At 72.1% G+C, this 12,676-nt stretch carries 8 protein-coding genes and 2 tRNA genes; 5 read left to right on the forward strand and 5 right to left on the reverse strand.

Annotated elements, in window-relative coordinates; genetic code table 11:
* Positions 1-19: 19 nt before the first annotated feature.
* The 3 genes from ACWY4P_RS26815 (at position 20) to ACWY4P_RS26825 (ending at position 3,359) form a co-directional block, all read left to right on the forward strand.
* A complete protein-coding gene (locus tag ACWY4P_RS26815) occupies positions 20-901 on the forward strand; it encodes a DUF1906 domain-containing protein (protein WP_456202892.1) in 882 nt (293 codons plus the stop codon).
* 162 nt (positions 902-1,063) lie between these two features.
* Positions 1,064-1,594 carry a SigE family RNA polymerase sigma factor gene (locus ACWY4P_RS26820; RefSeq protein ID WP_456202893.1) on the forward strand — a complete coding sequence of 177 codons (531 nt, stop codon included), beginning with the start codon at positions 1,064-1,066 and terminating at the stop codon, positions 1,592-1,594.
* A 112-nt stretch (positions 1,595-1,706) separates the two neighbouring features.
* Complete coding sequence (locus ACWY4P_RS26825; protein ID WP_456202894.1) at positions 1,707-3,359, forward strand: long-chain fatty acid--CoA ligase; 1,653 nt, start codon at positions 1,707-1,709, stop codon at positions 3,357-3,359.
* A gap of 187 nt (positions 3,360-3,546) precedes the next feature.
* Here the strand turns inward: ACWY4P_RS26825 and ACWY4P_RS26830 are convergent, their stop codons facing one another.
* Complete coding sequence (locus ACWY4P_RS26830; protein WP_456202895.1) at positions 3,547-8,124, reverse strand: PAS domain-containing protein; 4,578 nt, start codon at positions 8,122-8,124, stop codon at positions 3,547-3,549.
* A 225-nt stretch (positions 8,125-8,349) separates the two neighbouring features.
* Complete coding sequence (locus ACWY4P_RS26835) at positions 8,350-8,799, reverse strand: SSI family serine proteinase inhibitor (RefSeq protein ID WP_456202896.1); 450 nt, start codon at positions 8,797-8,799, stop codon at positions 8,350-8,352.
* Between the two features lie 205 nt (positions 8,800-9,004).
* On the opposite strand from ACWY4P_RS26835, the gene ACWY4P_RS26840 reads away from it, so the two are divergent.
* Together ACWY4P_RS26840 and ACWY4P_RS26845 are read left to right on the forward strand one after the other, a co-directional pair.
* Positions 9,005-9,094, forward strand: a tRNA-Ser gene (locus ACWY4P_RS26840).
* Between the two features lie 321 nt (positions 9,095-9,415).
* A tRNA-Arg gene (locus ACWY4P_RS26845) sits at positions 9,416-9,488 on the forward strand.
* A gap of 184 nt (positions 9,489-9,672) precedes the next feature.
* Here ACWY4P_RS26845 and ACWY4P_RS26850 read toward each other — a convergent pair.
* From ACWY4P_RS26850 to ACWY4P_RS26860, 3 genes are all read right to left on the reverse strand, one after another.
* Positions 9,673-10,329, reverse strand: a complete 657-nt coding sequence (locus ACWY4P_RS26850) for a class I SAM-dependent methyltransferase (RefSeq protein WP_456202897.1) — start codon at positions 10,327-10,329, stop codon at positions 9,673-9,675.
* A gap of 670 nt (positions 10,330-10,999) precedes the next feature.
* Positions 11,000-12,145 carry an RNA polymerase sigma factor gene (locus ACWY4P_RS26855; protein WP_456202898.1) on the reverse strand — a complete coding sequence of 382 codons (1,146 nt, stop codon included), beginning with the start codon at positions 12,143-12,145 and terminating at the stop codon, positions 11,000-11,002.
* Positions 12,142-12,561, reverse strand: coding sequence for a YciI family protein (locus ACWY4P_RS26860; protein ID WP_456202899.1), 420 nt, complete (start codon positions 12,559-12,561; stop codon positions 12,142-12,144). The genes ACWY4P_RS26855 and ACWY4P_RS26860 overlap by 4 nt, the downstream gene beginning before the upstream one ends.
* Positions 12,562-12,676: the final 115 nt, after the last annotated feature.

Raw genomic sequence — 12,676 nt, forward strand, 5'->3', positions numbered from 1 at the left:
CGGCACTTTGACTCCTCATATGGACCGAAGAAAGAAGATCAGATGGAAGATCGTCGGATGTGCGGTCGGCCTGTCCGCGACGCCGGCCACGCTGATCGTCGGCGCCCCTTCCGCCGCCTCCTCCTCGATGGCGGCCCCTGCCTCCTCCTCGGCGGCGGCCCTCCCCGACCCCCGGCCGCTGGGCGCCAAGGTCTTCCAGGGCTGGGCCCTCGACACCTGTCATGCCCCCTCGCTCGCGACCCTGCGCGCCTGGAGCGGCTCCCGGTACCGCGCGGTCGGCGTCTACTACGGCGGCCGTGGCCGGGCCTGCCCGAGCCAGCCGAACCTCACCGTCTCCTGGATGCGGGGGACCCGCGACATCGGCTGGCGGGTGCTGCCCATCTACGTCGGCTCCCAGTCCCCCTGCGTCCGCAACACGAACAAGAAGCACGTCACCATCGGCGACAAGCCCGCGTCGCAGGGGCGTAAGGAAGGCAAGGACGCGGTCAAGCGCGCCAAGGCGCTGGCCATCAAGAAGCGCAGCGCGCTCTATCTCGACATGGAGGCGTACGACCAGACTCGCACCAGCTGTGCCAAGACCACCCTCTCCTTCATTCGCGGCTGGTGCCGCGAAGTGCGCTCACACGGCTATTTCCCGGGCTTCTACAGCAGCGCCGAGTCGGGGGTGCTGCATCTGGAAAAGGCCCGCGAGGCCGGCAAGCACGACCTCCCCTCCGTGATGTGGTTCGCGCGGTGGAGCGGGAAGGCATCGCTGTCCGGTGAACCGGTCCTGCCCAAGAGCGCCTGGCATCCGCACCGCCGTATCCACCAGTACGTGGGCAACGTCACCGAGAAGCACGGAGGCCGGACCCTGCATATCGACCGCAACAAGGTCGACGCACCCGTGGCGATCATCGACTGACCCCCCGGCCCCACCATCCCTGGGGCACAACCCTGACGTCCTTTCCGCCACCCCTCCGCCCGCAGGAGGTGGTGCCAGCCCTACTCCTACAACCTGAGGCTGAGGCGCCTTCGGCACTTACGGCCGATCCCCGGCCCGCGGCCCGCTCCTAGCGTGGGAGGTATGACCACGAGTGTGTGCAACGGCGCGTCCACCGCCGCGTTCCCGTGCTTCGCGTCGTATGTGCGGGCGCGGGGGCCGGTGTTGCTGCGCACCGCCCGCGCGCTGAGCGCGAACGCCTGGGACGCGGAGGACCTGCTGCAGACCGCGCTGACCAAGACGTATCTGGCGTGGGAGCGGATAGAGGACCACAACGCGCTGGACGGGTATGTCCGCCGGGCGCTGGTGAACACGCGGACCTCGCAGTGGCGTAAGCGCAAGGTCGACGAGTTCGTGTGCGAGGAACTGCCCGAGCCGGATCCGGTCCCCGCTCCGGACCCCGCCGAACAGCAGGTGTTGCGGGACGCGATGTGGCGCGCGGTGCTGCGGCTGCCGGACCGGCAGCGGGCCATGGTCGTCCTCAGGTATTACGAGGACCTGAGCGAGGCTCAGACGGCCGAGGTGCTGGGGGTGTCCGTGGGCACGGTCAAGAGCGCCGTCTCGCGCGCCCTCGGCAAACTGCGCGAGGACCCGGCCCTCACCCGGGCGGCCTGAGCCAGGGGAGCGTGTCCGGTGTGGTGGCCACCGGGTAGTGACATACCGCCCGGTCGGCTGCACAATCGGCGGACACCTTGACCCGCGCGTAACCGGAACCCTGGAGGCCCCGGTGCTCAGCACGATGCAGGACGTACCGCTGACCGTGACCCGCATCCTCGTCCACGGGGCGCTCGCGCACGGCAAGGCTCAGGTCATCACCTGGACCGGCGACGGCGAACCGCAGCGCCGTACCTTCTACGACGTGGGCCTGCGGTCCATGCAGCTCGCGAACGCCCTGCACGACGAGCTCGGCGTCGAAGAGGGCCAGGTTGTGGGCTCGCTCATGTGGAACAACTGTGAGCACCTGGAGGCGTATCTGGCGGTGCCCTCGATGGGCGCCGTGCTGCACACCCTCAATCTGCGCCTGCCCGCCGCCCAGCTGGCCTGGGTCGTCAATCACGCCGCCGACCGCGTGATCATCGTCAACGGCTCGCTGCTGCCGCTGCTCGCCCCGCTTCTGCCGAGGCTCGAGTCCGTCGAGCACGTGGTCGTCGCCGGGCCGGGAGACCGCTCCGTACTGAACGGCTGCCGGGCCGCCGTCCACGACTACGAGGAGCTGATCGAGGGCCGTCCCATGCGCTACCCGTGGCCCGTCATCGATGAGCGCCAGGCCGCGGCGCTGTGCTACACCTCCGGCACGACCGGGGAGCCCAAGGGCGTGGCCTACAGCCACCGTTCGATCTATCTGCACTCGATGCAGATCAACAGCGTCGAGGGCTTCGGCATGTCCGGGAAGGAGATGGTGTTGCCCGTGGTGCCGATGTTCCACGCCAACGCGTGGGGCACCACGCACTCCGCCTTCATGACGGGCGCCTCGATCCTGATGCCCGACCGCTTTCTGCAGCCCGGACCGCTCGCCGACATGATCGAAGCGGTCCGGCCCACCGTCAGTGCCGCCGTCCCCACCATCTGGCAGGGGCTGCTGGCCGAGCTCGACGCGCGGCCGCGAGACGTGTCCAGTCTGCGAGAGGTCTACATAGGCGGGTCGGCCTGCCCGCCGTCCTTGATGAGGGCGTTCGAGGAGCGGCACGGAATCCGGGTCGTACACGCGTGGGGGATGACGGAGCTCTCGCCGCTGGGGTCCGTGGCCCATACGCCCGCCGGACTCACGGCGGAGGAGGAGTGGCCGTACCGGGAGTCCCAGGGCCGGTTCCCGGCCTCCGTGGAGTACCGGCTGACCTCGGCCGACGGCGAGCTCGTGCCCTGGGACGGCACATCGGTGGGCGAGCTGGAGGTGCGCGGCCCGTGGATCGCCGGTGCGTACTTCGGCGGGGCCGACGGCGAGCCCTTCCGCCCGGAGGACAAGTTCACGCCGGACGGCTGGCTGAAGACCGGCGATGTCGGCGCCATCACGGCGAACGGCTACCTGACGCTGACGGACCGGGCCAAGGACGTCATCAAGTCGGGCGGTGAATGGATTTCGTCGGTGGAGCTGGAGAACCACCTGATGGCTCATCCCGACGTCGCCGAGGCGGCAGTGGTGGCGGTGCCGGACGAGAAGTGGGGGGAGCGCCCCCTGGCGACGGTGGTGCTCAAGGACGGCTCCGGCGTCGGCTATGAGGCGCTCCGGGCGTTCCTCGCGGAGCGGGTCGCGCACTGGCAGCTGCCGGAGCGCTGGGCGCTGATCGAGGAGGTGCCGAAGACGAGCGTCGGGAAGTTCGACAAGAAGGTCATCCGCAGGCGGTACGCGGACGGCGACCTGGAAGTGACGCAGCTGACCTGAGCTGTGTCACCTGACCTGTGTCACCTGGCCTGCCTGACCTGAACGTAACGCAGCTCGGTCGGACGGCCGACGGGGGGCGCGGACGACCAGCCGCGCCCCCCGTAGGCCGAACAGCCCGGCCGTGCCCGTGGACATCCCGTCCGACATCCCGTCCGACATCCCATCCGGGACAGGGTCCTGACGGACCTCAGTTGTTGCCGATTTTGGCCAGCAGATCCACGATCCGCCCCTGCACCTCCGCGCTCGTCGAGCGCTCCGCGAGGAACAGCACGGTCTCGCCCGAGCTCAGCCGCGACAGGTTGGCCGGATCGATGTCCGCGGAGGTGTAGACGACCAGCGGGGTGCGGTTGAGCAGCCCGTTCCCGCGGAGCCAGTCCACGATCCCGGCCCGGCGGCGGCGCACCTGCATCAGGTCCATCACCACCAGATTCGGCCGCATCTGCGCGGCGAGCGTCACCGCGTCCGCGTCCGTCGCCGCCCTCGCGACCTGCATGCCGCGCCGCTCCAGCGTCGCCGTCAGCGCCTCGGAGATCGGCTGGTGCTCCTCGATCAGCAGGACCCGCGGCGGGTGCTGCTCGCTGTCGCGCGGGGCGAGCGCCTTGAACAGAACGGCCGGGTCGGCGCCGTACGCCGCCTCGCGCGACGCCTGGCCGAGCCCCGCCGTCACCAGCACCGGCACCTCGGCGGCGACCGCCGCGGTACGCAGCGACTGCAGCGCCGTACGGGTGATCGGCCCGGTCAGCGGGTCGACGAACAGCGCGGCCGGGTACGCCGCGATCTGCGCGTCCACCTCCTCGCGCGAGTGCACGATCACCGGCCGGTAGCCGCGGTCGCTGAGCGCCTGCTGCGTGGACATGTCCGGCGCGGGCCATACGAGCAGGCGGCGCGGGTTGTCCAGGGGCTCGGGCGGCAGTTCGTCGTCCAGCGGCGGGGTGCGGTCGTCGACGACCTCGACGGCGCCGTTCGGCCCGTCCAGCGGCTCCGGGCCCTCGGCGCCCTCGTCGGGCGCGCCGATCGCGAAGGCACGGCCCGCGGTCTGGGGCGAGGCGGGGCGATGCGGATGCGGCCCCGGTCCCGGCTGGGGGCGCGGCTGGGCGCCGGGGGCTCCGGGGTGTGGCTGGCCCCCGGGATGGGGCGGCTGCGCGCGGCCGGCCGGTTCGAGCTCGGCCGAGGCGGCCTGGTTCGCCGGGTCGGGCCGGGCCGCCAGCTTGCGCCGCCTGCCCGCGGCAGCGGCCGCTGCCGCGCCGCCGGACGGCGTCTGGGGCTGCGCCTGCGGGTGCTGCTCCGAGACTTGCTGCGCGAACGGCACGCCCTGCCCCAGGGTCCGCACGCTGATCGCGCGCCCCTGCGAGGCGTCGGAGCCCGGCGCGGGCTCGGCGGGGGGCAACTGCTGCGGTCGGCGCTGGGGCTGGGGCTGGGGCTGCGCGGGGCCGCCCGGCCCACCCGGCCAGGGGCCCGGCTGCGGTGCGCCCTCTTCCATGGTGGGCATCCCGGCGGGCCCCGGCTGCTCGTCGGCCAACGGCCGCCGGGCCCGCCTCCGCCCGGTCGGCTGCGGGGCGTCGTCCCCGTCGTATGCGTCGTACGGGCCCTCGTCCGTGTCGTACGGGCCGTCCGGCGCGGCTTGGCCGCTCGGGGGTGGGTTCCAGTTGTTCTGCTGTTGTTCGGGGGTGCGTGCGGCGGGGAGGGCGGGCATGGCCGATCCGCCTTGCGCGGCGGGGGGTGCGTCGGGGCCGGGGGCGGCCGGCCATCCGCCGGGCCGCGGACCGGCGTTGGGCGGTACGGGGCCGCCTCGTACGGCGAGGCCGCCGCCCCTGTTCGGTACGGGCGCGCCGCCTTGGGCGGCCTGAGCGCCGTGCCCGCCTTGGGCGCCGTGTCCTCCGTGCCCGCTCTGGGCGCCTTGGGCCGCGCCTCCGCGTGGGTCCCGTGCTCCGTGCTGCGCGGGAACGAGGCCCACGGGTCCGAGCTCCGGCGGCAGCGCGGACTGCGGGGTCCGGTCGGCCGCCGCGGGCGGCAGCGCGAAGGGGGACCGGCCGCCCACCGGGTCGCCCGCGGGCTGGGGCTGGGCCTGGGTCTGGGGCTGCGGCTGTGACGGGCCTTGCGGCTGCGCCTCGTCGGCCCCGGCCCGCCCGGGCGCTTCGGCGAGCGCGCGCCGGGCTCGCCGCCGTCCGGCGGGCTGGGCGGCGGGCTGGGCAGGGGGCAGCGGGCCGGGGCCCGCGTTCGCGCCGCTCTGGGGTTGATCCCAGTTGTTCTGCTGTTGTTCGGGGGTGCGTGCGGCGGGGAGGGCGGGCATGGCCGATCCGCCTTGCGCGGCGGGGGGTGCGTCGGGGCCGGGAGCGGCGGGCCAGCCGCCGGCCGGCGGGACGGCATCGGCCGCCGCGGGCGGCAGCGCGAGGGCGGACCGCCCCTGTCCGGCCTCGGCCGGGGCACCGCGGCGGGCCCGCCGCCCGGCCGGGGGCGACGGCTGCCCGGCCACGCCCTGGGGCGGCACCGGACCCATCGCGGCGGGCTGCGGACCGGTTTGAGGGCTGGTTTGCGGGCCGGCGCCACGGGCATGGCGATGGGCCGCCGAACCCTGGCCGTCGGTATCGGCGTTCGCGCTCGCGGCCGCCGGCTGCTGCTCCTCGGCGGGGTGGCGACGGGCGCGTCGGCGTCCGGTCGGCCGTGGCTCCCCGGCCTCGGCCGGCTGCCCCGCGGCGGTGTCGTCGCCATCGGGGGTGGGCACCGCGGGCGTGGAACCGGCGTGCGCGCCGCGGTAGCCGGCGCCCTGGGTGCTGGGCGTGCGCGGGTCGGCGCCGCGCACGGGGGGCTGACCGTCCGTACCCCCGTTGGCACCGCCGCCGTTGGCACCGCTTCCGTCGGTACCGGCGCCGTTCGTACCGGCGCCGCTCGTGCCCGCCCCGTTCGTACCGGCCCCGTTGGTCCCGTTTCCGGCTCCGTCGGCCGGCCCGCGCCGCGCGCGCCGACCCGTCGGTCCCGTCGGCGTCTGGCCGGTGCCCGTGCCGTTCGTCCCGCCCGGGGCGGCCGCGGAGCCCGCGCCGGTGTTCCCGGTGGCCGCGCCCTGGCCGGACGTACGCCCCGACGCCGCAGCGGCGCTCTCGGCCTCGCCCGCGTGGTCGGCGGCGGCCGCGGAGATCGGCACCTCGAGGACGTAGGCGTGCCCGCCCATGCCCGGCATCTCATGCGTCTGCAGCACGCCTCCGTGCCGCCGTACGATCCCGCGGACGATCGGCTCGTGTACGGGGTCGCCGCCCGCGTACGGCCCGCGAACCTCGATCCGTACGACATCGCCGCGCTGCGCCGCCGCGACCACGATGGTCGAGTCGCCCGTAGCGCCGCCCGGGCCCCCGGCCGCCTTCCCCGTGGAGTCGACCCCGGCCACATCCGCGATCAGGTGGGCCAGCGCCTGCGCCAGCCGCTCCGCGTCCACCTCGGCCTCGATCGGCGGCGCGTGTACCGCGAACTGCGCCCGCCCGGGGCCGATCAGCTCGACCGCGCCCTCGACACCGGCCGCGACGACCTCGTCCATCGAGACCGCGTGCCGGGTGAATTCCTCGCCGCCCGAGTCGAGTCGCTGGTAGCTCAGGACGTTGTCCACCAGCGTGGTCATGCGGGTGTACCCGGCGGCGAGGTGGTGCAGGATCTGGTTGGCCTCGGGCCACAGCTGCCCGGCCGGGTCGTCGGCGAGCACGCCGAGCTCGCCGCGCAGCTCCACCAGCGGGCCGCGCAGCGACTGGTCGAGGACGGCGAGCAGCTGAGCGTTGCGGGCGGCCAGCGCGTCGTACCGCTCGGCGTGCGCCTCCCGCTCCCGGGCGAGCTGCGCGGTGAGCTCCTTCCGCTCCTTGACGAGCTGCGCCGTGAGCTTCTCCCGCTCCTCCGTGTGCCGCGCGGTGAGCTTCTCCAGCTCCTTCGCGTGCTTGGCCGTGAGGCCTTCGAGCTCCTCCGCGTGCTTCGCCACGAGGGTTTCCTCGGGCCGCCGGTCGGTGAAGGTCATCACCGCGCCGACGAGCTGCTCCCCGTCCCGTACGGGCGCGGTCGTCAGGTCGACCGGTACCGGGCTGCCGTCCTTCGCCCACAGCACCTGGCCGCGCACCCGGTATTTACGGCCGGAGCGCAGGGTCTCGGTGAGCGGGGACTCCTCATACGGAAGAGGGGAACCGTCCGGGCGCGAGTGGTGTACAAGAGGATGAAGCTCCTGACCGCCCAGGTCACTGGCCCGGTAGCCGAGGATCTGCGCCGCGGACGGGTTGACGAGGACCACCTTGCCCTCGGTGTCCACGCCGACCACGCCCTCCGCCGCCGCGCGCAGGATCATCTCGGTCTGGCGCTGCTGGCGGGCGAGCTCGGCCTCGGTGTCGAGCGTCCCGGTCAGGTCGCGTACGACGAGCATCAGCAGTTCGTCGCCGGTGTAGCTGTACTGGTCGGCGTAAGGGGTCCGGCCGTCCTCCAGATTGGCGCTGGTGACCTCGACGGGGAACTGCATGCCGTCGGTGCGCCGCGCGATCATCCGCGTCGGCTTGGTGCGGCCGTCCTCGTCCTGGTCGTCGGGGCGGCGCATCGAGCCCGGAATGCGATTGGAGTCGAAAGAGGGGAGAAGATCCAGCAGACCACGGCCGACCAGCGCCGTTCCCGGCACCTCGAAGGTCTCGAGCGCGATGTGGTTGGCGTTGACGACCGTGCCGTTGCAGTTGACCAGCAGCAGGGCGTCGGGGAGGGCGTCGAGTATGGCTGCGAGGCGAGCAGCGCCTCGGGATGGCCTGCTGCTCACGACGACGCTTCCTCCCTGATGTACCGCACCTTGCCCGACACTCGCGGTCATTGTGCCGCCGCGTCCGTGGAGTGTCCTCAGGGGAGTCTACGGGCAGCGGGGGCGGACGCGGCGGTAGATGAGAGGGAGGTCGCAGCACGACGTACGCGTCTCGGCGCACGACCGGACAAACCTCCTGGGCATGTTCCCTGGGCCGTTCTGTCCCAGGCCTGGCTAATCCGCAGGTCAGCTCCCAGGAAGGCGCAAAACAACGGAAAATCTGTCCCACCGGGCCATCTCGCACCCATTGACCCGCGAGAACCGCGCGTCCACCGGCCGCCCCGCCCAATGCCCACGCAGCTGCGCGGTGGCCGGCCCCCCGTACTGCCCCGTGCACATCGCCCCGGGCGGCACGGGCGCGAACGGATCCCTCCCCCACACCGTCGCCGAGTCCAGCTGATCGCACGCCCCCTGCGCGGCCGGGTGCGTCCCTCCCGTGGGATGGCACGCCAGCGTGTACGTGACAGAGTCCGCGGCACCGCCGCTCCGCGACACGGTCACGATCAGGTGATCGGTGCCCCCCTCGTCATGCGGCAGGGGCAGTGGCACGGGTGCGGCCCAGGCGGTGGCGCTCATCGCGGTGGCGGAGGCAGCCGCCGTGACGAGGGCGACGGCAAGGCGCTGCAGCAGGGGCATCGGGGCACTCCAGGTGTGATCACAGCGGGGCGCACTGCCCCTGCCCCTCTAACGCGCCGCCGTCGTGCGCGTTGCGCCGCCATAAGGGCTTTGCGATGCGTCCCGCCAGCCGAGTACCGTAGGCGGCGATTGGTGACATCCCCTTGGGCTGTGACATCATCTGCACACACCGCATCGCGCTCGCGCGAATATGCTCGGTGTGCATGGAGGCTTCGCCTAGTCTGGTCTATGGCGCCGCACTGCTAATGCGGTTTGGGGTAACCCCCCATCCCGGGTTCAAATCCCGGAGCCTCCGCACTCACCGGAGCCCCGGCCCGACGGCCGGGGCTCCGCTGCGTTTCCCCCACCCGCACGTCAACCCCCACCCGCCCCGCTGCCCCCTTCGTGGGCCCACCCGGCCCCCACCGCGGTGATCACCCAGCAGCCCCTTCCCGCGAGCGCCACGCCCCTCTCTCGCCGCCCGGGCCGGCACTCCCCGCCGATCTTCCGGATGGCCGCCAAAAGAGCGTTTTCCCAGCTCAGGTGGGGTGCGGGAAACGGATTTCGCCTGAAGCCGCAGGTCATGTAATGTTGTCCCCGCAACGCCGACCGGCAAGAAAGATCGCCGGGAAGCCAAGCGCTCGTAGCTTAACGGATAGAGCACTTGACTACGGATCAAGAGGTTGCAGGTTCGAATCCTGCCGAGCGCGCCCCAGCTCAGAGGCCCCTTCCAGTGTTGGAAGGGGCCTCTGGCGTATGGGTTGACAGTAACAGTGACAGCTACCGCCGCGCGGCACTGTAGATGTGCATGGTCACGCGGATCGAGCTGTGGCCCAGGACTTCCATGATCATCCGAGCGTCGGCCCCGTTCTCATGCCCTACGTGTTGTGAGGCTCATGGCTCAGATACGGGCTTGCGTGCCAAGACGTAGCCTTGCGGTGTCTTCTCGACAGCGTTCGGCTGCCGCGTGATTGTGGCCCAGACCTCGAACCCAGCGCGTCGCAGCAGGTCGGCGATCTCGTCCGGTTGCTGCCGGTACCAGTCGAGGCAGATGGCTTTGCCGAATGCCTCGGAGCGATGACCCCGGTCATCACCGACCTGGAAGACAAGCATCACCTGCCCGCCTGGTGCGAGCACCCGGTGAAACTCGGAGAACACTTCCGACAGTCGCTCCCATGGGACGTGGATGATTGAGTAGTAGGCGAGCAAACCGCCCATGGAGGCCTCCGGTAGACCGAGGGCCAGCATCGATCCCACCTCGAACCGCAGATCCGGGTAGGTGCGGCGGGCCAGGCCGATCATCCCGGGCGAAAGGTCGATGCCGAACGCGTCCGCGCCCAGTCGGCGTAGTGCCACCGTTGCCTGGCCGGGACCACAACCTACATCGGCAACGGGACCGTTTCCGCCTGCCTTTACCAACTCCGTGAAGGCGGCGAGCAACGCCCGGTCGAGAGGCTTGGCGTCCAAGTCAGAGCTCACCATGTCGGCGTACTCCGAGGCCATGACGTCATAAGAGGCTCTGGTCGCGGCGAGAAACGGTTCGTCGGGCATGACCATGAAGACTAGGCAGCGCGGTGCCCTCCTGCACCCTGTCTCTTGTAACGATGGCGGGGAAGGTTGACGGCAACGACGGCACATGACGCCCGGCATCGGCCTACCGCGAGCCCCAGGCCGGACCGCCGCCGAGGGCCCTCGCCCTCTTCGTCGTATTCGTCGATGTCGACCTGCTGCACCCCGCCGGCCATCGCCCAGAGGGCGGCCAGCTCGGGCGGGAAGCCGTACCCGCAGTAATGTCTGAGGTGGCCTTCTGCTTCCTCGAACTCGGCCTCGGTGGCAGGGGGCAGAATCGAAGCGTGCGAGGTAGGGGCGTGTACGCGCAGCCATTCGGTCAACTGCTGCCAGGCGGTGGCCGTCCGCTCAGGGCTTCAGCGCAAGCAACGCAGTGCGCGCCTTGGCCACAGCAATTTGCACCACCCATCTGCCTCGGCCAACTTCAGTCCAGGAAGGCGCGGATTGTCAGTCATGAACAGGAAATTATCGACGACAGTCCCCAGGAGTCAGAGCAGCCGCCACTCCACGCGCGGCAATCGTCCACGCGCACCATCAACCGGTGATTATGGGACCTTTCGTAGATGACCCTGAGGAGCCGCTTTTCGGCAGCCGAACCGTCGCGGATGGGGCACCTTCACCGGGCGCTTCAGCGGGCGGGTCTATTGACGCGTCAGCGACACCGGCGGGCGTTGAGCCGGGCGGCCTGGCGGGTCAGGTGGTCGCGTTCGGCGAGGTTGGGTGCCTTTTGGGCCGCCTCGGCGTACAGCCGTGCCGCCGTCGCCAGGTCGCCGTCGCGCTCGTGGAGGTACGCCGCCACCGCGGCGTGGCGGGGAACTGAGTCGTCCAGCGCCGCGAGCGCCGCCAGGCCGGCGCGCGGTCCGTCGGCCTCGCCGACGGCCACCGCGCGGTTGAGCCGGACGACCGGGCTGTCGGTCAGGCGCGCGAGCTCGTCGTACCACTCGACGATCTGCACCCAGTCGGTCTCCTCGGCGGTGGGCGCGTCGGCGTGGAGTGCCGCGATGGCGGCCTGGGCCTGGAACTCGCCCAGCCGGTCGCGGGCGAGGGCCGTCTGGAGGATCTCGACGCCCTCGGCGATCGACTCGGTGTCCCACCGGCCGCGGTCCTGCTCGGCGAGCGGCACCAGGCTGCCGTCGGGCGCGGTCCGGGCGGCGCGCCGGGCGTGGTGGAGCAGCATGAGGGCGAGCAGCCCCGCCACCTCGGGGTGGTCGACCTGGGCCGCGAGCTGCCGGGTGAGCCGGATGGCCTCGGCGGCGAGGTCGACGTCGCCGGAGTAGCCCTCGTTGAAGACCAGGTAGAGGACGCGCAGCACGGTGGCGACGTCGCCGGGCTGGTCGAACCGCACGCCGGAGACGGTGCGCTTGGCCCGGCTGATGCGCTGCGCCATGGTCGCCTCGGGCACCAGGTAGGCCTGGGCGATCTGGCGGGTGGTCAGCCCGCCGACGGCGCGCAGGGTGAGCGCGACCGCGGACGACGGCGTCAGCGACGGGTGGGCGCACAGGAAGTAGAGCTGGAGCGTGTCGTCCACCGCGGGCGCGGGCCCGGGCGTCGGCTCCTCGTCGACGAGGTCCTCACGCCGGCGGCGGGCGGCGTCCGCGCGGGTGGCGTCGAGGAACCGGCGCCAGGCCACGGTGATCAGCCAGCCCTTCGGGTCCCGCGGCCGGTCGGCCGGCCAGACGCGGACCGCCTCGACCAGCGCGTCCTGCACGGCGTCCTCGGCCGCCGCGAAGTCGGCTCCGCGGCGGACGAGGATGGCGAGCACGCTCGGCGTGAGGCTCCGGAGCAGGGCCTCGTTCATTGATGAGGGCACTCCGTGATGGTGGGCGACGCGGCCAGGAACGGGCGCACTTCGAGCCACTCGTGGATCGGCTTTCCGCCCGCCCCAGGGGCGGCCGACAGCTCCCCGGCCAGCTCGACGGCGCGCTCGTAGCTGTCGACGTCGATCACCATCCAGCCGGCGATGAGGTCCTTGGTCTCGGCGAACGGGCCGTCGGTGACCGGCGGGCGACCCTCGCCGTCGTACCGGACCCACGTTCCCTCGGGGGCGAGCGCCTGACCGGCGACGAACTCGCCGGTCCCCTCGAGCCGGGCCGCGAAGTCGTTCATGTACTGCACGTGGGCCGAGATCTCCTCCGGCGTCCACTGGTCCATGGGCACGTCGTTGACCGCGGCCGGAGCGCCGCGGTAGTGCTTGAGCAGCAAGTACTTGGCCATCGTGGTTCTCCTCGGTGCTGGTGCGACCCATTTTCGTCGCGTTCACCTCGGGGACGGAGCCAGTCACGGGTTCTCGACATCGCCGTCCGACTTTTTTGGCTCTCGTCGATGAGCT

Source organism: Streptomyces sp. LZ34, from assembly GCF_053890475.1.